This window comes from Halorhabdus amylolytica (assembly GCF_004944975.1).
Lineage (GTDB): Archaea > Halobacteriota > Halobacteria > Halobacteriales > Haloarculaceae > Halorhabdus > Halorhabdus amylolytica.
Genome location: NZ_SPQG01000001.1, coordinates 482404 through 505482 on the forward strand (window position 1 = coordinate 482404; position 23079 = coordinate 505482).

The 23079-nt window shown below is 61.1% G+C and carries 22 protein-coding genes; 12 read left to right on the forward strand and 10 right to left on the reverse strand.

The annotated features are described in order from the left end of the window. Positions 1 to 14: 14 nt before the first annotated feature. From glmM to E3374_RS02480, 3 genes are all read right to left on the reverse strand, one after another. Positions 15 to 1319, reverse strand: coding sequence for a phosphoglucosamine mutase (gene glmM / locus E3374_RS02470; RefSeq protein WP_136687355.1), 1305 nt, complete (start codon positions 1317 to 1319; stop codon positions 15 to 17). Between the two features lie 62 nt (positions 1320 to 1381). Further along, entirely contained in the window at positions 1382 to 2089 is a 708-nt protein-coding gene (locus E3374_RS02475; RefSeq protein WP_136687357.1) for a DUF2270 domain-containing protein, read from the reverse strand. Positions 2090 to 2203: 114 nt separating this feature from the next. Continuing rightward, positions 2204 to 2371 carry a DUF1931 domain-containing protein gene (locus E3374_RS02480; RefSeq protein ID WP_135667362.1) on the reverse strand — a complete coding sequence of 56 codons (168 nt, stop codon included), beginning with the start codon at positions 2369 to 2371 and terminating at the stop codon, positions 2204 to 2206. A 240-nt stretch (positions 2372 to 2611) separates the two neighbouring features. Between E3374_RS02480 and larB the strand changes: the two genes are divergently transcribed. Genes larB through E3374_RS02490 form a run of 3 tightly spaced genes read left to right on the forward strand, consistent with a single transcriptional unit; the run spans position 2612 to position 3887 of the window. Beyond that, positions 2612 to 3409: a nickel pincer cofactor biosynthesis protein LarB gene (gene larB, locus E3374_RS02485; protein ID WP_136687359.1), complete on the forward strand. Its 798-nt coding sequence runs from the start codon at positions 2612 to 2614 to the stop codon at positions 3407 to 3409. A gap of 42 nt (positions 3410 to 3451) precedes the next feature. After that, on the forward strand, positions 3452 to 3601 hold the full coding sequence (locus E3374_RS17000) for a DUF7563 family protein (RefSeq protein ID WP_169051753.1): 150 nt from the start codon (positions 3452 to 3454) through the stop codon (positions 3599 to 3601). Between the two features lie 13 nt (positions 3602 to 3614). Continuing rightward, on the forward strand, positions 3615 to 3887 hold the full coding sequence (locus E3374_RS02490; protein WP_136687361.1) for a GIY-YIG nuclease family protein: 273 nt from the start codon (positions 3615 to 3617) through the stop codon (positions 3885 to 3887). Positions 3888 to 3911: 24 nt separating this feature from the next. On the opposite strand, the gene E3374_RS02495 is transcribed toward E3374_RS02490, so the two are convergent. Next, a complete protein-coding gene (locus tag E3374_RS02495) occupies positions 3912 to 4292 on the reverse strand; it encodes a GNAT family N-acetyltransferase (protein WP_136687364.1) in 381 nt (126 codons plus the stop codon). Further along, entirely contained in the window at positions 4292 to 4492 is a 201-nt protein-coding gene (samp2, locus tag E3374_RS02500) for a ubiquitin-like small modifier protein SAMP2 (RefSeq protein WP_136687366.1), read from the reverse strand. The genes E3374_RS02495 and samp2 overlap by 1 nt, the downstream gene beginning before the upstream one ends. 91 nt (positions 4493 to 4583) lie before the next feature. Here samp2 and E3374_RS02505 point away from each other — a divergent pair, with 91 nt between their 5' ends. Continuing rightward, entirely contained in the window at positions 4584 to 5564 is a 981-nt protein-coding gene (locus E3374_RS02505) for a replication factor C small subunit (RefSeq protein WP_136687368.1), read from the forward strand. 417 nt (positions 5565 to 5981) lie between these two features. Here E3374_RS02505 and E3374_RS02510 read toward each other — a convergent pair whose 3' ends face one another. From E3374_RS02510 to E3374_RS02520, 3 genes are all read right to left on the reverse strand, one after another. Further along, complete coding sequence (locus E3374_RS02510) at positions 5982 to 7031, reverse strand: hypothetical protein (protein WP_169051754.1); 1050 nt, start codon at positions 7029 to 7031, stop codon at positions 5982 to 5984. 23 nt (positions 7032 to 7054) lie between these two features. Further along, positions 7055 to 8182 (reverse strand): hypothetical protein, encoded by a 1128-nt coding sequence (locus E3374_RS02515; protein ID WP_136687372.1) that lies wholly within the window; start codon positions 8180 to 8182, stop codon positions 7055 to 7057. A 297-nt stretch (positions 8183 to 8479) separates the two neighbouring features. Beyond that, a complete protein-coding gene (locus E3374_RS02520) occupies positions 8480 to 8983 on the reverse strand; it encodes a TspO/MBR family protein (protein WP_136687374.1) in 504 nt (167 codons plus the stop codon). Positions 8984 to 9099: 116 nt separating this feature from the next. Here E3374_RS02520 and alaS point away from each other — a divergent pair, with 116 nt between their 5' ends. The 7 genes from alaS (at position 9100) to E3374_RS02550 (ending at position 19365) form a co-directional block, all read left to right on the forward strand. Continuing rightward, a complete protein-coding gene (alaS, locus tag E3374_RS02525) occupies positions 9100 to 11889 on the forward strand; it encodes an alanine--tRNA ligase (protein WP_136687376.1) in 2790 nt (929 codons plus the stop codon). Positions 11890 to 12947: 1058 nt separating this feature from the next. After that, positions 12948 to 14909 carry an archaea-specific SMC-related protein gene (locus E3374_RS02530; protein WP_136687378.1) on the forward strand — a complete coding sequence of 654 codons (1962 nt, stop codon included), beginning with the start codon at positions 12948 to 12950 and terminating at the stop codon, positions 14907 to 14909. 47 nt (positions 14910 to 14956) lie between these two features. Further along, positions 14957 to 15574, forward strand: a complete 618-nt coding sequence (rdfA, locus tag E3374_RS02535) for a rod-determining factor RdfA (RefSeq protein ID WP_136687380.1) — start codon at positions 14957 to 14959, stop codon at positions 15572 to 15574. Between the two features lie 110 nt (positions 15575 to 15684). Then, the gene (locus E3374_RS02540; protein WP_136687382.1) at positions 15685 to 16476 is read left to right on the forward strand and encodes an IclR family transcriptional regulator; all 792 of its coding nucleotides are present in this window, start codon (positions 15685 to 15687) and stop codon (positions 16474 to 16476) included. Between the two features lie 536 nt (positions 16477 to 17012). Then, a complete protein-coding gene (locus E3374_RS02545; RefSeq protein WP_136687384.1) occupies positions 17013 to 17975 on the forward strand; it encodes a mannonate dehydratase in 963 nt (320 codons plus the stop codon). Between the two features lie 292 nt (positions 17976 to 18267). Further along, positions 18268 to 18417 carry a hypothetical protein gene (locus tag E3374_RS17005; protein ID WP_169051755.1) on the forward strand — a complete coding sequence of 50 codons (150 nt, stop codon included), beginning with the start codon at positions 18268 to 18270 and terminating at the stop codon, positions 18415 to 18417. A gap of 126 nt (positions 18418 to 18543) precedes the next feature. Further along, complete coding sequence (locus tag E3374_RS02550; protein ID WP_136687386.1) at positions 18544 to 19365, forward strand: SDR family oxidoreductase; 822 nt, start codon at positions 18544 to 18546, stop codon at positions 19363 to 19365. Positions 19366 to 19529: 164 nt separating this feature from the next. Here the strand turns inward: E3374_RS02550 and E3374_RS02555 are convergent, their stop codons facing one another. Further along, positions 19530 to 21008, reverse strand: coding sequence for a tagaturonate epimerase family protein (locus tag E3374_RS02555; RefSeq protein WP_136687388.1), 1479 nt, complete (start codon positions 21006 to 21008; stop codon positions 19530 to 19532). A gap of 241 nt (positions 21009 to 21249) precedes the next feature. Here E3374_RS02555 and uxaC point away from each other — a divergent pair, with 241 nt between their 5' ends. Beyond that, the gene (gene uxaC, locus E3374_RS02560; RefSeq protein WP_136687390.1) at positions 21250 to 22614 is read left to right on the forward strand and encodes a glucuronate isomerase; all 1365 of its coding nucleotides are present in this window, start codon (positions 21250 to 21252) and stop codon (positions 22612 to 22614) included. Positions 22615 to 22833: 219 nt separating this feature from the next. Here uxaC and E3374_RS02565 read toward each other — a convergent pair. After that, the coding region (locus tag E3374_RS02565; protein WP_169051756.1) for a zinc ribbon domain-containing protein at positions 22834 to 23079 on the reverse strand (246 nt) is incomplete at its 5' end.

Genomic DNA, 23079 nt, shown 5'->3' on the forward strand with positions numbered 1-23079 from the left:
CGTAAGCCCTCCCGTCACGGGAGTGCGTCCGTGACGATCCCGCTTGCCTCTTCGAATATCACCCGGGAACGGTCCTGATCCCGGGCTTCTGCCGTGATTCGGACGAGCGGCTGGGTGCCGCTCGCTCTCACGAGGAACCAGCCGTCACCGAGGTCGACGCGCACGCCGTCCAGCGTCGTGACGTCCTCGTAGGTCGATCTGACCCGACCACGGACGTGTTCCATCACCGCCGCTTTCTCCTCAACCTCGATGCTGTCGCGGTGGAGCGGATAGCTCTCGACCTCGGCGACCCGCTCGCTGAGGGGGCGCTCGGCGACGAGTTCGACGAGTTTCGCGGCTGCGAGCGGACCGTCCGGGCACAGCGCCACGTCCGGCCAGATCCAGGCGCCGCTGGGTTCGCCACCGAAGACCACGTCCGGATTACTGGCTCGCTCGGCGACGTAGACGTCGCCGACGCGCGTCCGCTCGACGTCGATGTTGTCGCGGGCGAGGTAATCATCGACCGCCAGGCTGGTGTTCAGCGGTGCAGCGATCTTCTCGCCCGGTTCGGCCGCAGCCCGTGCCAGGATCGCCAGCAGCGTGTCCCCGGCCACGAACTCGCCGTCTTCCGTGGCCGCACGCATCCGGTCGGCATCGCCGTCATGTGCGATCCCGACAATGCCCGACTCACCGGCGAGCGCCGCGAGCGACTGGCAGTGCTCGGCGGTGGGCTCGCTCAACCGACCCGGGAACGACCCGTCCGGCTGGGCGTTCAGCGTCTCGAATTCACACCCCAGTTCCGAGAGCGCCTCGGCACTGACGCCGCCGGCACCGTTGCCCAGGTCCAAGACGATTTCGGGCGGGTTCGTCACGTCGACGGCGTCGAGAATGGCTTCGACGTGTTCGGGAGTGGCGTCACGGCGTTCGCAGTCGCCGATCGCGTCCCACGGTCGCAAGTCCGTGACGCCATCGTCGATCCGCCGCGCGATCTCCTCCTGGCGCGGTGCGTCGAACGCCTGGGTCGTCGGCTGCCAGAGTTTGATGCCGTTGTCCGGCGGCGGGTTGTGCGAAGCCGTGATTACCGCGCCCGCGTCGGCCCCCTCCCAGCGGACCGCCCTGGCGACCGTCGGGGTCGCCGCCATCCCGAGATCGATCACGTCGGTCCCGGACTCCCTGAGTCCTGCAGCGAGTGCGTCCACCAGTACTTCCCCGCTCTCCCGTGGATCGCGACCGACGACCACGCGGCCCGCGTCGACGCCAAGCGCTCGTCCGACCCGCAAGGCCAGGTCGGCAGTGACCGTCTCGCCGACCGGGCCGCGGATGCCGCTCGTTCCGAACATACCGTAGCCTCGCCGACCGGATACAAAAATCGTCCGTCGCGGGGTCGATCACCTGTCGACTCCTACCGCCACGTGTCGGTGTCGGATTCCTCACCGAACTCCCCTTTCGCCTGGCGTGAAGCGGGCCAGAGTACCAGCACCACCACGCCGACGTAGAAGAGTCCGACGATCACGAGGACGGCCGTCCCCGGAACGCCACCGACGGCCGCCGTGCCGACCGGCCCTTTCGAGGGATCGCCAAAGACGGTCAGTCGGATGACCCAGGCGGCCAGCAACACCGAGAGCAGCGGGGCGTACACGCGCCGGAGTCGACGCGCGATCGCCTCTCTGGTCGGTGTCTTGATCGTCGGTTCCCGCAGGTCCTCGCTCAACAGTTCTCGCCAGTTGGGTTGCTCGGCGCCCTCCGGATCGAGCGCGTTCGCGAAAACGTTCTCCTCGAAGAGCCGTACCCGCGATCGCCAGACGTCGTAAATACGATACCGCCGTGCCTCGATTCCCAGGAAGACGACCATCATCCCCATACCGACCAGCAGGACGTAATGCGGTCGCGAATCACCCGAGAACGCCCACGTGAGCAGCGTTGCCGTCAGTACGACCGCCCAGTTGGTGGTCCGGTCGATCCGTGTCCGCCAGGCGGTCGTCCGTCCGAGTTCGCCGCGATAGGCGTGGCCCATCAGTGAGAGGAAGTCCGACCGGTCGGTCGCCGCCTCACCGGCGACTTCCCGCTCTGCCGGCGATTCCGGGTCGAAATCCTCGGGTGGCGTCGTCATGTCTCCCGTTTCTCCCGGAGGACGGGTAAAACCGACTGCCGGGAGGAATTTCTCGACCGGCACAGTAGTCACTGGGGACTGTCGCGGCCAAAAAACCGGAAAGAACCTCGCGACTTACAGGTCGCGCGGCTGGACGGTCTTGCGGTCGTTCTCCTCGGCACGTCGTGCGGCGTCCTCGAGCAGTTCCTCGACTTCCTCGTCGAGGGCACCGTAGAAGTCCGAGGCGACGTTCATGTCATCGAGCGCTTCCTTGACGGCGGCTTTGACGATTAGGTCTGCCATACACGGATGTCTTCCGATGGGTTGTTTATAAACGTTCCCAATTCTATCCGCTCTCGGCGGGGCTGAAGGGGGTCTGAGCCGAGTGCAAGGATCGGCAACTGATCGAACGACCCCGACGATCGGCACCTGGGGGTGCCAGGTAGACGGGATGTGTCCGCGACGAGCCCCCGACCAGAGTCGAGGGCAACCCGTTTTGGGACGATCAATGGGTAGGAGTACTTCCGGCCCGGAGGGCGGGACATGCGCGAGACTCTCGAAGCCCTCGCGGCAGGTGAACTGAGCGTCGCGGCCGCCCAGGCCCGGCTAGCCGGGTACGCCGAGAACGACGGGGGACGCTTCGACGCTGCGCGCCAGTCCCGAGCCGGTGTCCCGGAGGCGATCCTGGGCGACGGCAAGACGCCGTCGGAGGTCGCGTCACTGGCCGCCACGGCGGTCGAGACGACCGACCGGGCGATCGCGACCCGGGTCGACGACGAACAGGTGGCGGCGATCCGCCGACAACTTGCCGACGAACATCCCGACGCCCGACTCCGCTGGGACGAGCGTTCGAACGTGCTGGTCGCCCGCGATCCCGACTTCGACCCTCCACGTCTGGACGCGACAGTAGGGATTGTCACCGCAGGCACCTCCGACGCGGTTCCGGCCGGCGAGGCCGCAGCGATCGCCGGCGAGATGGGCGCCCGCATCTACCGCATCGAGGACGTGGGCGTCGCGAGCATCGCTCGTCTGCTCGACCGACTCGAAGAACTCCGGGAACTCGACGTACTGATCGTTGCCGCCGGCCGCGAGGGTGCGCTCCCGACTGTCGTTGCCGGGCTCGTCGACGCTCCGGTGATCGGTCTGCCCGTCTCGACGGGATACGGCCACGGCGGCGAGGGCGAGGCGGCGCTGTCGGGCATGTTACAGTCCTGTACTGCGCTGTCGGCCGTCAACGTCGACGCCGGCTTCACCGCCGGCGCCCAGGCCGGCCTGATCGCTCGCCGACTCGACGCAGCCCGCGGCAATACTTCCCAGGGACCGACCGTTCATGTTGATTGATCACGTATCCCACCTGTTGGCCTTCACGGCCGACGGTGCCCAATGCCCGACTGCAACCACTGCGGCGCGCACGTCTCCGAGCGCTTCGCCCGAGTGTTCGCCGACGCAAAGGGGCGACTGCACGCCTGCCCGGACTGTGCGGCCAACGCCGGCATCGCCGAGACGGCGCGACGTCGCGCCGCCCACGTCTGAGGCGTCCCCATAGATGGCCGAGGCGCACTTCGTGTACGTCCTCCGGTGTGCCGACGACACGCTGTACACCGGCTACACGACCGACCCCGAGCGGCGCGTCCGCGAACACGACACTGGCGACGGCGCGAAGTACACCCGCGGCCGAACCCCCGTCGAACTCGTCCATCTGGAGCGCTTCGACGCCCGATCGGACGCCCAAACCCGGGAGTACGCGATCAAACAGCTCACTAAAGCGGACAAGGAATCGCTGATCGACGACTCGACCGTCGACTTCGACCGCCGTTGAAGCGACCCCGGGGCGGATCAACACTTAGGTCCCCAGGACGCCCGCGTACCGGCGATCGTTGATACGGCGGATGTCGAACCCAAGTGACGCATAGAACGGAGCCACGTCCCTGTCGAACTCGGCGACCAGTCGCTCGCGATCGCGAGCCGCGTTCGCGACCAGCGCGGAACCGATCCCCCTGTCACGGCGGCGTCGACGGACGGCGATAGCTACGATCTCGTCGCCGTCGAGGACACATGCACCGAGGACGCGCTCGGGATCGTCGGCCGGAACAGCCACAAACACGTCGCCCGCAGTCGCCAGATCGCGGACCCGTTCGTAGTCAGTCTCCAATACCGCCCCGTCGAGGACGTTCATGACGGCAGACAGTTCCGCAACCGTTGCTGTCCGGACAGTAACGCCCATTACCCGCCCTTGACGAGCCGCAACACCTGCACGTGCTCGGCTTCGACATTCCCGTCTTCCGGAACGGGTTGGCCGTCGACCAGCACCGTCGCTTCGTGAGGGCTGACCTCGACCCCGGAGAGCAGGTCCGCATAGGTCGCTTCCGGCTCGACCTCCACGTCGCGTTCGTCCTCGCCGACGACCTCGACCGTGACGCGCATACTCGTGGGTTCGGCCGGACGGGCATGAGCGCTTCGGGCGAGACAGTTCCTTCTCGCATGCTTTATCCCGACCGGGACCGACCCACTAACCATGAGCGAGGCCGAGCCTGCCCGGGCGGGTCGGGGGGAAGTCTGGATAGAGAAGTACCGCCCCCAGTCACTCGAAGACATCGCGGGTCACGAGGCGATCGTCGACCGACTCCGGAGTTACGTCTCCCGGAACGACCTCAGCCACATGCTGTTCGCCGGGCCAGCAGGAACGGGAAAAACCACCGCGGCCATGGCTATCGCCAAGGAACTGTACGGCGAGGAGTGGGAGGAGAACTTCCTGGAACTCAACGCAAGCGACGAGCGGGGAATCGACGTGGTGCGCGACCGGGTGAAGTCCTTCGCACGCACGTCGTTTGGCGGACATGATTACAGAATTATATTCCTTGACGAGGCCGACGCACTTACCGCAGATGCTCAATCTGCTCTTCGCCGGACAATGGAGCAATTCTCGAACAACGTCCGGTTCATCCTGTCGTGTAACTATTCAAGTCAGATAATTGATCCGATTCAGTCTCGCTGTGCTGTTTTCCGCTTCTCGCCGCTTGCAGACGACGCCGTCGCGGAGACGATTTGGACCATCGCCGAAGAGGAGGGCATCGAGATCACCGACGACGGCATGGAGGCGCTGGTGTACGTCGCCGACGGGGACATGCGCAAGGCGATCAACGGCCTGCAGGCCGCGTCGATGTCCGGGGATCGGGTCGACGAAGAGGCCGTCTTCGAGATCACCTCGACCGCCCGACCGGAGGAGATCCGCGAAATGGTCGAGCGTGCGCTCGACGGTGATTTCACCGCCGCGCGATCCCAGCTCGACACCTTGCTGACCGAGGAGGGGATCGCGGGCGGCGACATCATCGATCAACTGCACCGCTCGGTCTGGGAATTCGGACTGGACGACGACGCCGCGGTACGGATCCTCGATCGGATCGGCGAGGCCGACTACCGTATCACGGAGGGCGCGAGCGAGCGGATTCAACTCGAAGCGTTGCTGGCGTCGTTAGCGCTCGAAGACGACGAGTAGCCGGAATTGAGTTACGTGGCGGTCGGTGCCAGGGTCGTGAGGCTTCTCGGAACTGCTCCAACGACGATGTTCGGATGTGTTGAATCCGCCGTGATCGATACAGAGAGTGCAGTCAGGACGGCGGACGTTTTTTATGTAAAATCTGCTGAACTAATCACTCAGTGCGGATACAAACTGAACACGAGACCCTGACCGACGACGCAGACACTGAGGAAGATATGTGGGGACCATCGAAGAGCCAGCCGAGATGGGTAACCGGGGCGATAAGTTGCCACCAGAACGACAGAACTTACTCAGTGCGACCGGAACGTAGTCTCCGGCCGAGAGACGAATAATTGTGCGAAAATCATCACAAAGAGTACTTCTGTGAACGCCACGGCTAATCGCGTTCAGACAGCGGTCGAGAAGGAATAGCAGCTATTCCGGACTCTCGTCTTCTTCACACTCCGCGTCCGCATCTTCCGACTCTTCATCGTCATCGTTTTTGTCGCCTCCACCATCGTCAACAATCCTCTCATCGCCGTCATTGGCCAATGCCCCATCCGGCACTATATTGAGGGTAGTCTGCCGCTCATCCGGAATATGATCTTCCTCAACGTCATCTAGAACTTCCTCAACACGCTGATCACGAACCGTCTGGACGATGCTCAACACCTCGGAGATATGGTCTCGTGAGAACTCATACGTTAAGTCCTCAACGTGATTGCAAGCGTCGATCTCCGTCAGATAGTACAGCACACGGTTCACTCGTTGTGGGGGAACGTTGAACGTCGGCGCGAAGTGATTACGAATCTGGTTCACGTTCACCTCTACCGTGTCGTCGTACCCAACTGCTTGCTCGCCCCAGATCCCACAGACAGCGACAGCCAAAATTTCTTTCTCCATCTGCTCCGTCAACACAAACTCTTCCTTCGGATTCTCAGGCAGCTCAATCCCATCGTCAAATCGGTGTTGGAGACGTCCAGACTCGAAGCTTCCAGCAACACAACGCAACAACCCACCAAAGTCTTGGGTTAGCACCGCTGCTTTCTGTTCAAGGTGTTCAAGCTGCTCTTGGCAGTTCTCCCATTCGTCTCTGCACTGTTCAACCCATGCTTCATCGATATCATGATACACGATACAACGGTCGATGGTTTGCACTTCACCATCGTACGGGGTTTTGTCCCGAACATCCGCTGCTTCCAATTCTTCCTCTACTCCATCAATAGTGAGCCGGTTGCAGCGCTCCATCTGCGCTATGTCTCGGTCTCGGATGTTGTCACCAGATTTGACCTCTACAAGCAAGCACGTATCCCCGTCATACAGTACAAAATCAGGCCTGGCCACAACACCGGCGTACGGATCGTCGATCTCGCCGAACTTGATGGGAGCACGCCATCCGTGGTCAGCCAGACAAGGGGACGCGCGAGCTGTAAGAGCACTGTAGAATAGATTGTAGGTTTGTTTCTCTCTCAATTGCCGATCCACCTCTGGCGCTCCTGACATCGATACTAGGGTGAGGCAACCGGATTCTCGACTTTCTCTTGTGAGTACGTCGAGTCGTACTCGAATATCTTCTGCACGATATCTCGCAGACTCATCGTTGTCGCAGTCTCACGCGGATAGACGATGACATCGGGGCCTTCAACGGCAAGATCGAAGATCTCATCGTGATGCGTGTCGTACACCCGGAGCGTATCTCGCTCGCGTTCCCCGAACCGGTACTGATTGCTGTTCAGAACGTTCTCCTTGAGTTCCTCAAGCAACGACTTGTCTACCTCCGCATCACGATCCGGGTCAGTTAGCTCAATCGCAGTAAACCCATCTACGGAAAATCCACTCTCAGTACTTCTGTGGGTTGACGCGTGTTCGACTTCGAAGCTGGCTTTGTCCAGTTCTTGGTACTCCTCTGAGACACTCAAAAGTGTGTCTACAGCTTTGTCCTGCGAGCCTTGAACGACAGACTGTAGCGAGAGCCGGCCATCGTTGCTACTGGAGCCTTGGATAGCCGCTGTGGGACTGTTCGTTTGATCGAACTCAATCCGGGTCGGCTTCGCATCGAAGTATCTTTCCGCTTTCTCAAGGTCTTCCTCGCGCCCACCATGGAAGCGGAGAGTAGCTTGTCGTTCGGCGTACGGAGCGTGGTATTTTGCCGTAAATCCGGAGATATAGGAGTCTTGAATCACATCCTCATCGGTAACATCATCCAGATGACCTGACGAGAGATACAGTCGTTCGACTTGCGGGAGGTACTTAATTAGGTTCTCTATTGTCTTCTTCCGCCACTTCTGTCGAACAGTCGTGAGCACCCAGATATACTCTCCCTGAGTGATCCAGACGGAATCGTCGGTGCGCGACTTCTTTGGGACGGTAACGCTGACGATCGCCGTGTCGTCACCGAGAAGTTCCTCTGAGAACGTATGCTTCTTGACGAATTTTTTGGCGTGGCCACGCACCCGTTCGCTTTGGGTGATGTGGTTAATGTGGTCGTCAAGCAACCCTATCTCGAATCCCTTGTTGTCCAACAGATATAGGTTAAGATCGGTAGAGCTCCCGCTCCGGTGTTCCTTGTCCTCGTGGTCTTCTTCCGAGGTAGCGACGTGTTCGATGAGCTCACGGAGGATCTCTCGTTTGCTCATTTCACGGTACCGGTCGGGATCAAGATTCATAGTGCTGGATTGATATCGGGTATTTCTGATTCCGCCTTTTTACATCCGAGGGTTTTCGCTCTCCTTATATAGTTGTTTGTGAAACACGCTCATAGTTGTCAGCCCCACACTGAAAGTAGAATCCGGGGTGCCTCGGTCATTTCTCGACGTCACGCAATTCTTCCGAGAACGGCTTCCCCTTGTTGGGCATTATGCTTGGTACACGGCGAGTAACAATAGCTACCAGGGAGGAGCGAGTTCAATCTATTGCTTTTGTGCTACTCTCTATCAGTTGAGCCACCACAGACTCGCGTTCAGGACGGCGGCGAAGGACACCCACGCGAGATACGGGACCAGAAGCAGAGCGGCGCGACGGTCGACGCGATCGAATGCGACGATCGTCCCGACGATGGCGAGCCACAGGGCAACGATCACGACGAGGCCGAGCGCCGGCGATCGCGCGCCGAAGAAGGCCGCCGACCACGCGACGTTCAGAACGAACTGTCCGGCGAACGCGAGAAGGGCGATCCGGACCGGACGCTCGGTGGCGTCGGCCCGCCAGACGAGCCAGAGGGCAACGCCCATGAGCGCGAACAGGGCGGTCCAGACGGGTCCGAACACCCACGATGGTGGATTGAAAGGCGGTTTCGCCAGGCCGTCGTACCATGCGCCCAGTCCCATCACGGTGAAGACGCTCCCGCTCGCGCCGACGAGTTCACAGGCGAGAACGCTCGCCAGCAACGACGTCCGGGGCCGACGGTCCGGGAGCGTTCCCAGCTGTCGGGTGTCCATAACGACGGGTATCGAAGCGAGTGCAGAAACCGTTTCCGGGGCTGAGACGCTCAGAACGGACCGAAGGCCCCCTTCGGAACTGATTTAGGCTCGGACGGGCCACACTAACCCAACGAATGAGCGACCTCGAGGAGGAATACCGGCTCGAGTATTTCGAGGAGCACGGGTTCCATCGCAAACAGTGTCCGGAGTGTGGGGACCACTTCTGGACGCTCGACCCCGAGCAGGAGACCTGTGGTGAGCCGCCGTGTGACGAGTACAGCTTCATCGACGACGCCGGGTTCGAGGCGGAATTCGAACTGGGCGAGATGCGCGAGGCGTTCCTCTCCTTTTTCGAGGAACGCGATCACGAACGTATCGAGCCCTATCCAGTCGCTGCCAACCGCTGGCGCGACGACGTGTTGCTGACCCAGGCCTCGATCTACGACTTCCAGCCGCTGGTCACGTCGGGGACGACGCCACCGCCGGCCAACCCCCTGACGATCAGCCAGCCCTGCATCCGGATGCAGGACATCGACAACGTCGGCGTGACGGGCCGCCACACCATGGCTTTCGAGATGATGGCCCACCACGCCTTCAACGCCCGCGAGGACATCGACGATCCGGGCCAATACGCCTACGAGGGCGAAGTCTACTGGAAGGAAGAGACAGTCGCCTACTGCATGGAACTGTTCGAGGAACTCGGGGCCGACCCCGCCGAAGTCACGCTGATCGAGGATCCGTGGGTCGGCGGGGGCAACGCAGGGCCGGCCTTCGAGGTCATCTACAAGGGGGCCGAACTGGCGACGCTCGTCTTCATGCAGTTCGAAGCCGACCCCGACGGGGAATACGAGATGAAAGACGGCAACCGCTACAGCCCGATGGACACCTACATCGTCGACACGGGCTACGGGCTAGAACGGTGGACGTGGGTGAGCCAGGGCACGCCCACGGTCTACGAGGCCGTCTACCCCGAAATGATCGACTTTCTCACGGATAACGCGGGGATCGACCACACCTCCGAGGAGGAGGCGATCGTCCACAAAGCCGCGAAACTCGCCGGCCGGATGGACATCGACGAGGCCAAGGATGTCGAAGCGGCACGGGACGATATCGCCGCCGAGATCGGTGTCGAGACCGATCGTCTCCGCGAATTGGTCGAACCCCTCGAATCTATCTACGCCATCGCGGATCACTCCAGAACGCTCGCGTACATGCTGGGCGACGGGATCGTCCCGAGCAACATCGGGACGGGCTACCTCGCGCGAATGGTCCTCCGGCGCACCAAGAGACTGGTCGACGACGTCGGCGTCGACGCGCCGATGGACGAACTCGTCGACATGCAGGCCGAGCGCCTGGGCTATTCGAATCGCGATACGATCCGGGATGTCGTCCGTACGGAGGTCGAACGCTATCGCGAGACCCTCGAACGCGGCCGGCGTCGGGTCGAACAGTTGGCCGAGGAGTACGAAGACAGCGACGACCCGATCCCGGGCGCCGAACTCGTCGAGCTATACGACAGCCACGGTATCCAACCGGACATGGTTGCTGAAATCGCCGCCGAACGCGGCGTCGACGTGGACGTGCCCGAGGACTTCTACTCGGCGGTTGCCGAGCGCCACGAGGCGACCGATGCCGGCGCTGACAGCGAGGAAGCGACGAGCCACGGGGAACGGCTTGTCGACCTCCCCGAGACGGAGCGCCTCTATTACGACGATCAGGAGCGCATGGAGTTCGAGGCGGTCGTCCTCGAGGTCTTCGAACGCGAGGACGGCGACTACGACGTAGTGCTCGATCAGACGATGTTCTACCCCGAGGGCGGGGGACAGCCACCGGATCACGGGACGCTCTCGACGGAGGACGTTACGGCCGACGTGACCGATGTCCAGATTACGGACGGGGTGATCGTCCACACCTGTGACGCCGATCCTGGGACGGGCGATTTCGTCCGTGGGAAGGTCAACGCCATTCGGCGACGCCGACTCATGCAGCACCACACCGCCACCCACATCGTCGTCCACTCGGCCCGGCAGGTGCTGGGCGAGCACGTCCGACAGGCCGGCGCCCAGAAGGGAACCGACTCGGCGCGGATCGACGTCCGCCACTACGAGCGGGTCTCACGCGAGGAGGTCAAGGAGATCGAGCGGATAGCGAACGACATCGTCACCGACAACGGGCAAGTGACCCAGGAGTGGCCCGACCGCCACGAGGCCGAGGCCGAGTACGGGTTCGATCTCTACCAGGGTGGTATCCCCGAGGGCGAGCGGATCCGGATCGTTCAGGTCGACGAGGACGTACAGGCCTGTGGGGGGACACACGTCTCCCGAACGGGTGACGTCGGGGCGATCAAACTGCTTTCGACCGAACGCATCCAGGACGGCGTCGTCCGGTTGACCTTCGCCGCCGGCGAGGCCGCTATCGGGGCCACCCAACGGACCGAGGACGCCCTCTATGAGGCGGCCGAGGTCCTCGACGTGGATCCCGAGGACGTTCCCGAGACGGCAGAACGCTTCTTCGAGGAGTGGAAGGCCCGCGGCAAGGAGATCGAAGAGTTACAGCAGGAACTCGCAGAGACGCGTGCGTCGGGAGCCAACGAGGGAGATGAGGTCGACCTCGACGGGACGAGAGCGGTCATCCAGCGGGTCGACGGCGGGATGGACGAGTTGCGCGCGACGGCCAACGCTATCGCCGAGGACGGGGCGGTCGCTGTCGTCGGTTCGGCGACCGGCGGCGCGCAGTTCGTCGTCGCCGCTCCGGAGGGAAGCGGCGTCGACGCCGGCGCGGTCGTCGGTGAACTCGCCGAACGCGTCGGCGGCGGCGGCGGCGGCCCGCCGGACTTCGCCCAGGGCGGCGGACCCGACGCCGACGCGCTCGACGGGGCACTCGAATCGGCCCCCGACGTACTCCGGCAGATCAAGAGCGCGTGAAATCCCCGGTTCGATCGGATCCCAGCGGGTCAAGCAAGATCGACGCTTGTTCACGTTCAGAAAACAGTGTCACCGTTTTACAAGTAGGCCACCCCGATAGACAGGTGGGTCGATTCACCGACCCGAAATCGCTCGTCGCGACTGTCAGAGGCACGATGGGGGTCCCCCCCATGGCTTCGACGCCATCGGCGCGCGTCGACGCTCCAACTTCTCTCTCCTCTCGATCCGCAGGCCACTGTTTACGCATGACCGTGCTATCGAATATCAGGAGTGCCGGACAGCTCGATCTTGACTCGATTTTATCAGAGATATACTATACAATATAATCTGTTACGTTATCAGATATAGTCAATAGGTCATGACATGGATAACCACGTTTTCCGTTCGAACGGACGTGAAGGTCAGAATACGTTCTCAGCTATGATCGCAAGACAGAGATGAAAAATCACGTCTCTGGATCACCCGAATGGCGCTCGTGGGAACGATAGGGAGATAGTGCGGCCTGAACACCAATAGATGATGGATATTCCCATATAACTAAATTCAATTTTTATTTTTCCAAAAATGTTATTTAAATTCTGGTTAGAATATAATTTTCTCACGTTTCTTGTCGACTCATCATGCGGCCAAGGATTAAATATACTATTCCAAATAGTATTAGATAATTCTATTTTTTCTTATATTTACTCGGCACGTAGCAGTGGAACCAGAAGAGTCGCCGTCGGGAGACAGTGAAGTCCTTACCCGTGTTCCGGGCTCGACCGTGTCCTCGAATCGAACAGCAATAGACGGTCGGTGATCCGTCAGGGTTCGAAGAGATCGTTCTCGCCTTCGAACGGTCGGGATGTGCGCGAGGGAGTCCGGATCACGACAGAGTTCGTCAGGTCTGGAGAGATCAGTGTAGGGGCGATCGGGTCGACGTTCGATCCCAGAGACGGGGCGTACGGTGGCGGTTTTGAGGGGGGTTCAACACGGCTTCGCGTGCGTCCGAGCAGTATCGAGGTTCCGAAACAGATCTATTCAAAACCCTTTAATATATGTGAAGAGTTCAATTTGATATGGGTGTTTCAGAGACGATATCAGAGACAGCGGCCTTCAGCGTCGAGAACGTTGGAGGTATCTCCGAAGCGTCGGTGAAATTCTCGCCAGGCGTCACGGTGTTGACAGGGGAGAATGCCACGAACCGAACGTCGTTTCTGCAGGCGATCATGGCGGCGATGGGGAGCAATCAGGCGACGCTGAAGGCAAACGCCGATCAGGGTTCAGTCGAGTTGACCCTAGGCGGGACAGAGTACGAACGCACGCTCGAACGGGCGGGGAATTCGGTCATGTTCGAGGGCGAGGGCTACCTCGATGATCCGACAGTCGCGGAGCTTTTCGCCTTCCTTCACGAGACCAACGAGGCCCGACAGGCCGTTGCCCGGGGAGACGACCTCAGGGATCTCATCATGCGGCCGATCGACATCGAGGAGATCCGCGAGCAGATCGAGCAACTGACCGAGGAGAAGGCCTCGATCAACGACGAGCTCGCGACGATCGAGTCCCGGAAGCAGGAACTCTCGGACCTCGAACAGCGTCGGAGCTCGCTCGAATCCCAGATCGATGAGAAACGCGAGGAACTGGCCGAGAAGGAGACGGAGATCGACGAGAGCAGTAACGATCTCGAGGAGAGTCTCGCCGTCAAGGAGGAACTCGAACAGTCCTTCGAGGAGCTTCGATCGGTACGGAGCGACCTGGAGTCGGTCAGACGGAATATCGAATCCCAGCGGGACAGCATCACGTCGCTCGAACAGGAACGCGCGGAACTCGAGGACGAATTAGCGGAGTTGCCGTCAGCCCCGATGGGGGAACACGAGCAACTCGCCGAACAGATCGAGCAGCTACGCGACCGGAGACAGACGCTCAACGCCGAAATCAACGACCTCCAGAGCCTCATCACGTACAACAACGACCGCCTGGAGGAGGAAGACTACGAGATCCTCCAGACGCTCGAAGACGAGTCCCCCTCCGAGTCGGACGGGGAACTCACCGATCAGTTGCTCGCCGACGCCGAGGAATCGGTCGTCTGCTGGACGTGTGGTTCGGAAGTCGACCGGAGTCAGATTCAGGAGACGATTCAGCGTCTGGAGGACCTCCGAGAACAGAAGGTCCAGACACTGAACGAGGTGAAGTCGGAACTCGAAACCTACAAGCAGCGACAGCGGGAGGCTAGACGCAAGCAGTCCCGTCGTGAGGAGATCGAACGCAAGTTCGAGCGGATCGAGGACGAGATCGACCAGCGCGAAGATCGTGTCGACTCTATGAAAGAACAGCGCGAAGAGCTCACCGAGAAGGTCCAGACCCTCGAAGGGACAGTCGAGGAGTACGAGTCGGCGGACTTCGATGAGATTCTTTCTCTCCACAGGGAGGCCAACCAGCTCGAGTTCGAGATCGACTCGCTCGAATCCGATCTCGAGGACGTGACCGAGGAGATCGAGGAGATCGAGTCACTGTTCGAGCGGGCAGAGGAACTGCGGGACCGGCGGGAGGAACTGCTCGACGAACTCGCGGACACCAGGACGAAGGTCGATCAGATCGAGGAGGAAGCGGTCGAGGCGTTCAACGAACATATGGACGCGATCCTGGACATCCTGGAATACGAGAATCTCGACCGGATCTGGATCGAACGGCTCGAGGAGACTGCCCGCGAGGGGCGAGAAACGGTCAAGCGAACGACCTTCGAGATGCACGTCGTCCGGACGACAGAGAATGGCGTCGCCTACGAGGACACCATCGAGCACCTCAGTGAGAGCGAGCGGGAGGTCACCGGGCTGGTCTTCGCGCTCGCCGGCTATCTTGTCCACGATCTCTACGAGGAAGTTCCGTTCATGCTGTTGGACTCTCTGGAGGCGATCGACTCGAACCGGATCGCTCGGCTCGTCGAATACTTCGCGGAGTTCGCACCCTTCCTCGTGGTCGCACTCCTCCCGGAGGACGCACAGGCCCTCGACGACGAGTACATGCGGGTCACCTCGATCTGAGCGTCGGGATGAGAACCGCACACTGACTGGATTCACTAACCCACATCATGTCCGAAACAACGACCGACAGGCCGTCGAGTAAGGTTGCCCGGGTGATCGAGAAGTACGGACTCGATGGCATGGGTGCGGAACTAGAAGCCCGGTGGACCGCCGAGGGCGACGATCGACTGAGTCTCCGTGATCTGGCCGATCTGCTGAACAGGCGGATCCTCGAGCAGGCGCTGATCGAGGCAGGGATGAGCACGCTCGAAAACGATGTCGAGACGATCTATCACAACCTGACCGCCGACGATGTGAGTACCGGTGTCGAGACCGATACCCGCAACCGTCTGCAGCGAAACGGCGTCGACGTCGAAACCGTAGAGAGCAACTTCGTCACCTACCAGGCCGTCCGTTCGTACCTCAAAGAGTGGCGTGGAGCGGAGTACGAGGGGATATCGGACACCGAGAAGATCGAGAAGGACGTCGAGGTCATCCAGCGCCTCCAGACCCGGGCGCTCTCGATCGCAGAGACGCGCATCGAGAATCTCGATGAGACGAGCCGGATCGAAGCCGACGATGTCGAAGTATTTCTGGACATGCAGGTACTCTGTTCGGATTGCGGGTCCCAATACGAGGTCACCGAATTCCTCGAACGTGGCGGGTGTGACTGCTCGACCGACTGATCGGGAAGAAGTCGATGGCACCGGGTTCGTTCTGTGGTAGCTGCCCCGGAATCCGACGTTCGCGGACCTGTGAGCACAACGTTGAAGTCACCTGGTCAACTGGGGCCGATATGGGCAACGAACGGGACCCCGTCGACTCCGACAATCGGGTGAAAGCCGTTCACAAGACGTTTACCATCATTGAATATCTTCACGATCATTCTCGATGTACCGTGTCGGAACTCGCCGAAGGGCTGAACATGCCGGCGAGTACCGTGACCGTTCATCTGCAGACACTCAACGATCTTGGATACGTCATCCGCGCCGAGGACGGCACCTACCGTCTCAGCCTCCGGTTTCTCGAATACGGCGGTCAGACACGCAACGAACTCGATATCTACCTCGCCGCCCACCCCCAGATCGACAAACTATCGCGAGAGACCGAGGAAGTCGCGACGATGGGGGTCAAAGAACAGGATCAGCGAGTCCTCCTCTATCGAACCGAACCGATCAAAGGCATCTCGGACAACGCGCCGGTCGGCGAGCACACGGACCTGCACTGGACGGCCCTCGGGAAGGCCCTGTTGTCCCGGATGACCGACAGCGAAATTGTCGCTATCGCCGACAGCTACGGCTTACCGAAAGCCACGGAAAACACGATCACGGATGTCGAAGACCTCCTGGCGGAGATCAGCGTCGTCCGCGAGCGAGGGTACTCTATCGAGGACGAGGAACGCATCGAAGGCATCCGGTCCGTCGCCGTTCCGATCCGGAACCTCGGTCCGGAGACCGGACCCGCCGCCATCTCCGTTGCGGGGCCGAAACATCGCTTCAGCGACGAACGGATCGAGACCGAACTGGTGGACACCTTACAGGACGTCGAGAATGTGATCGAACTGCAGTGTAACCATTACCGTAACTGAACGTTCTCCGGAGACCGGGCGGGATCCCGACTTCCCTGGCGATAGCACCAACTCGAACTGCTGTCTCAGGTCCCACCGTCACGTCCCAAACAGGGGCCCCGAAACGGCCCCGTCGGCCCAAAATCAGGTAACACACGTACTGATGTTATTGAAATCCATCGTCGGAACCACTATAGCCAGTGTCACCGGACGTCTACGGCGTCCCACTCGAATTCACTGATATCGAATCAGTATACGTGGTGCAATCGTCCGATCGATCGACGGATTCGTCGGCTTCCTCCCCGACCGAAAGGGTCGGAGCATCCGCCTGGTATCGCCAGTGGAATTCACTATCGGTGAATTAAATCGAGGGACCACCGCTACTCGTCGGCGAAGGCGCGGGCCAGCCGAAACGATCGCGGCCGGAAACAGGCTGACCAAACTGGTCGTTACCGGCCCCCGGGCTCTCGAACAGTGGACCGATCGTCTGTCCCGAGAGGGGGGTTTAGACGGTAACCGCAAACGTTTTTATGATCTCTTGGGACTGACTGGGACGTATGGTAGAGCTATCGTTGATTTTACCGCCGGAGCCGGACGAGCGTTGGCAACTCGCGAAACAGATGGGCGTCACCAGCGCCGTCGTCCATCCACTGGAGATCGGCGACGGCCAGACCGAGTGGACGTACGACGAACTCACGGGAATGGTCAACTGGTTCGAGGACGCCGGCATAACCCTGGACGTCCTCGAAGGTTCAGTTCCCCTTACCGATCGCATCCGCCTCGGGAAAGAGGGGCGTGAGGAAGACATCGAGAACTTCAAGCGATTCCTCAGGGACTGTGGTGCGGCCGGGATTCCGGTCGTCTGTTACGACTGGATGGCTGGCATCCGATGGGCGAGGACGGAGGCCCACGTGCAATCCCGTGGCGGTTCGCTGGTAACCGGGTACGACGACGCGAAGATGCGGGGCGGCCCGGAAACGGACTACACGGACGTGACACGCGAGCAACTCTGGGACGCCCTCGAACACTTCCTGACCGAGGTCGTCCCGGTCGCCGAGGAGGCCGGCGTGAAACTCGCACTTCACCCGGCCGACCCACCGAAAGACGAGGTCCGTGGCGTCCCGCGACTGGCCACCAGTGTCGAGAACTACGATCGGATCCTCGCCCTCTACGATAGCGAGCACAACGGCGTCACGTTCTGCCAGGGCAACTTCGCGCTGATGGAGACGCCGGTCCCCGAGGCGATCCGCCATTTCGGCGATCGGATCAACTTCGCACACTTCCGGGACGTCGAGGGGACGCCCGAACGCTTCGTCGAGATCTGGCACGACGACGGCCCCACCGACATGCTGGCGGCCATGGCGGCCTTCGAGGACGTCGGCTTCGACGGGCCGATGCGCCCCGACCACGTCCCAACCATGGCCGGCGAAGACAACTCCAATCCCGGCTATCACACTAAGGGTCGGCTGTTTGCCATCGGATACATGACCGGACTGCTCGAAAAGATCGGTAAATCCTGAATACACCCGTCTTCAATCCCGTTCGCTCTCACCGGCCGTTGACCGACGGGCCCGGACCTCTCGAAGGGGTACCAGTAGACGAGTGCGCCCGTGTCGGGAACCAGCGACTGCGCGACCGGGAACCAGTCGGGAAAAGACAGGGCCCAGGCCCCCGTCGACGGCCTCGCGAACGTGCCAGGGGCCGGGGATCGACTGATTCCCACTGATACGGATTATTGTCGATTATTTCCGGATGACACCGACCCGGGGGTCGACGGATACCGGTAAATCACTATAATAATCCGTATGAGTAGTGGCACACGAACTGATCGAGTACGTCGAGGAACAGCGAAAGAAGAAATTGTTGCTGATTCACACCGTGGTGGAACAGGGGGGAAGGGGAGCATGGGAGATCGGGACGACGTGGGGGCCGCCTGTGATATCCGACACTCTCGTCGACTGACGACGTGATGTTATTCGAACACCTGCTATAAAAACATTTGCGTTCCACGGGTTTTGCCGTTCGCCACGACACACTCCAAAACGAACGTTTATTACCGCGCTGGAGCAACCCTCCGGGAACGATACAATGACCGTACCGAACGACTTCGACATCGACGGCAAAGTCTGTGTACTGACCGGCGGTGCTGGCGTGCTGTGCTCGGAGATGGCCAAGGCGATCGGTTCGAATGGTGGCACGGTCGTCGTACTCGACATCGACAAAGAAGCACTCGAGGCCGTCGATACCGAACTGGAGAAGATGGGCGTCGAACACATGACCCTGGAAGCGTCGGTGCTCGACCGTGCGGAACTCGAGGCGGCCGCCGAGACCGTCATCGAGGAGTACGGCCGGGTCGACGTGTTGATCAACGGTGCCGGGGGGAACAGCCCGGCGGCGACGACGGGCGAGGATACCTCCTTTTTCGACCTCGAGGAGAAAAGCATCAAGAACGTTTTCAACCTGAACTTCCTCGGGACGCTGCTGGCCTCACAGGCCTTCGGCGAGTACATGGCCGAACAGGGCGAGGGCCACCTCCTCAACGTCTCCTCGATGAACGCGTTTACGCCGCTGACAAAGATTCCCGCGTATTCCGGCGCGAAGGCCGCCGTCTCGAACTTCACGGAGTGGCTGGCGGTCTACATGGCCCACAACCACTCGACGGATATCCGGGTCAACGCGATCGCGCCGGGCTTCCTACTGACCGAGCAGAACCGCTATCTCCTCCTCGACGAGGACGGCGAACTGACCGACCGCGGCCAGCAGATCATCGACCACACGCCACAGGACCGCTTCGGCGACCCCGAGGACCTCCTGACGACCGTGCTGTGGCTGATCGCGCCCGGCTCGGAGTTCGTCACCGGCGCCGTCATCCCGATCGACGGCGGCTTCGCCGCTTACAGTGGCGTCTGATCGAGTTTTTGTCGGTTCCGGAGGTGGATCGTATCTCGAAACGCAGCCGACGGGGACGGGAAAGACAGCGATCGAACCGAACGCTCACTCGACCTCCCGGCGAAACGGTGACGTGTTACTCAACCAGTTGGCCAACTCGACAGACAGGAATGAAACGACCGCAGTTAGGCCGCTATCTCGCCCGTCAGCAGATCGACGTGGTGGCCGAGATGATCCGCGAGGAACGCGTAGTGGTCGTCCTCGTACTCCCGCAGCGTCGCCAGCAGATCGTCCTTGAACCGGAACTCGCCGTCGTCGGTCGCCGAGAGTACCGAGCCGTAGGTGATGTGTAACAGCTGTCGACCGTCATCCTGATCGAGGATCGTCGGAAGGTCGTCGTCGGCCAGGTCGTCGATGTTCGGCACGTTCGAGAGATCGGTGTTGACGTGATAGGTCGCCTTGTCCTCGTCGAAGCGTTCGAGGGCGAACTCGTGGATCTCGCGGTAGAGATCGGGATCGTTCTCAGCGACGACCCGGATCGCTTCCAGATAGCTCGTTCCGGCGGTCTTGACGTGCTGACGGTCGCTCGCGTACTCGTCGAAAAAGGGGTAGATGCTGAACTTGTCCGATCCCGAGTGGAGTGAGAGCCGGTAAGGACCGTAGGTCTCGGCGATCGCAACGTGTCCGATGAGGTCCTCCTCGAAGTCCGCAAGATCGCCGATGTAGTCGATGCCCTTCTCCAGGGAGCCGACGAATCGCGGGGCGACGCTGGTCGCCTCGATGTCGCGACGGTCGAGTTCGCTGGCGATGAAGGCGTGTTCGAGGTGAGTCGTCGGCGTCTCGGTCTCGTCGACGGAGACCTCGAAGTCGAAGTCGCCGTCGACGCTCTCTTCGACCCAGCCGTACATCTCGTCGGCGAACTCGATCGCCTCGTAGTACTTCACCGCTGCCCGCTTCAGTTCGAACTCCGAGAGGACATCCGACCAAGTGTACCCGTCGGTCTCGGCCTCGAAGGTCGCTCCAGCATAGCGGTCGAGTATCGACTCGCCGTCGTCGATTGCCGCGAAAGCGTCCTCGACTTCGCGTTCGTTCATCGAGTCGACGTCGGCGACGACGTGCTCGCTGGGGTCACAGGTGAACATCGTGAAGCCGACCCCGGCCGTCCGTTCGACGTCCTCGCGAGCCATGAGATGATCGGCGTCGGCGACGAATCCGTCCTCGTACCCCTCTTCGAAGACACCGAAGATTGCCGTCGCGAGGACCTCCTCGGGCGACCGCCCGGTCCGGTCCATCTCGCGGATCGACTGCTGGGCGAACACAGGGACGAGATCGGACTCACGGACGGCCCGGACGTGGCCCGGCGTCGCCAGACCGATCCGATCGCCGAACCCGAACGCGGATTCCGGACCGGCCGTCGTCGGTTCGAGCCACGGGAACACGTCGGCCAGCGCCATCGCGTTCTCGTAGGTAAGCGGGAAGACGGTTCCGTTGCCCCGTTCCCTTCCACCTCCGAAGTCCGCTGGCGCCGAACCCTCGACGTAGAGTCGCCGTTGGCCGTCGGCATCGTTGATCAGCGCGAACGTCGAGTCACCCTCGGCATAAACCGACCGTTCGTAAACAGTCACGCCTTCCGAAAGCGTCCGCTCTATCGCTGCTTCAGTCATAGGTCTGGGTTCTCCGCATCGACGTTTAAGTATTCTGCTACCACTGGTCCGACGAGGGCACCTGTTCACGAACAGGATGGTCGACCCGGACGCGACGAGATCAGGACTGTTGGCGAGCCGCCGATCGGCGAAGTCTGCTCACGAACAGGATCGTCAACCCGGACGCGACGGAGATTCCCAGAGACCGTGTGAATCGTGATCAATGGCAAGATTGATTTGCAAATTCGCCCACTGATCGCTCATGGGATTTATCGACGACACATACCTCCTCGAAACCGATACTGCGCTCGACCTGTACGACGCGATCGCCGACGAACCGATCCTCGATCCCCACAGCCACGTCGACTTAGAAGAGGTCGTCGAAAACGACGGGTGGTCAGACATCTGGGAGGTCCAGGGTGCGACCGACCACTACGTCTGGGAACTCATGCGCAAGCGTGGCGTCGACGAGGAGAAGATCACCGGCGATGCTTCGAACAAAGAGAAGTGGCTGGCTCTCGCGGAGGTCTTCCCCGAGTTCGTCGGCAATCCGACCTACGAGTGGGTTCACCTAGACCTGAAGCGACGGTTCGACATCGAGAAGCGGATCGGTCCCGAAACGGCCGAGGAGATCTGGACGGAGACGAAGGAACTGCTCGATGGGCCCGAGTACACGCCCCAGGCACTGCTCAAGGAGATGAACGTCGAGGTGATGTGCTCGACCGACGACCCCACAGACGACCTCGCCGACCACGAGCGCGCGGCCGAGGAACTCGACGGGATCGATGTCAAGCCTACCTGGCGGCCCGACAGAGCGCTGAAGGTAGACGCCGACGGCTGGCTCGATTTCGTCGTAGAACTCCAAGAGGCCCGCGGGATCGACACGTCCGACCTCGAAGGGTTCCTGGCCGCGATGGCGGACAGCCACGACTACTTCGAGGATCACGGCTGCGTCGCCAGCGACCTCGGCATCGAACAGCCCATCTCGAATCCCGTCAGCGAGGACCGGGCTGCCCTGATCTACGAGCGCGCCTACAGTGGGGCAACCCTCGATCCCGAGGAAGTCCGGGACTTCGAGGCGTTCGTCCTCGAAAAGATCGGCGAATGGAACCGCGAGACCGACTGGGTTACCCAGCTACATATCGGTGCCGTCCGTGACTACCGCTGGAGCCTCTACGACGAACTGGGTCCCGACACCGGCGGGGATATCTCGACGCAGGACATCGAACTCGTCGACTCCCTGGAGTACTTCTTCAACACCTTCGACGAAGAACTGGAGATCGTCCTCTATACGGTGGATCCGACCCATTACCCGACGACAGCCTCAATCGCACGGGCGTTCCCGAACGTCAGCCTCGGCGCAGCCTGGTGGTTCAACGACAGTCCCTTCGGCATGGAACAGCAGCTGAACTACGTCGGGACAGTCGACCTGCTGTCGAACTATGCCGGGATGGTCAGCGACTCCCGCAAACTGGTCTCGTATGGCTCGCGGTTCGAGATGTTTCGCCGGAGCCTCGCCAACGCCGTCGGCGACATGGTCGAACGCGGCCAGATTCCCGAGCCCGAAGCTCACGATCTGGTCGAGCACATGGCCTACGACCGGCCCAAAGAACTGTTCGGGTTCTGAGGATCGGGAAGTTCGACTGAAAACGACGGTTAAACGTTGCCGTCGGAGTCCTACAGGGTTCGAACGATTTCGTCGTCCATCGCAACCGCCTCGCCGCTGGTGGTGGTGTAGTAATTCGTCGCGCTGAGATGGTGACGTAGTGGTAGTTCGTCGTATTGGCCTCGGTCACCTTCTCCGCCCTGAAGGGCGGAGCTTGTCGGTGGACTCCCATTCTAACCACTAAACGGTGGTAGGCGTGTAAATGCCGTTCACGTTCAACGTCCCCGACTTCAGGGCAAGATGACTGGTTGCCCCTCCAGACCCAGACTTGTGCCAGTTCTGGAGTAGTTTCCGAGCGATATTCTTCGCTGCGTTGTAGTCAGCGTGGTACTCGCGCCCGCATTTCAGACACGCGAACTCGTCGCCGTCGCGGTTGTCGTCGTGCGTGAAGCTACAGTTAACGTGGCTACACCGTTGACTGGTGTA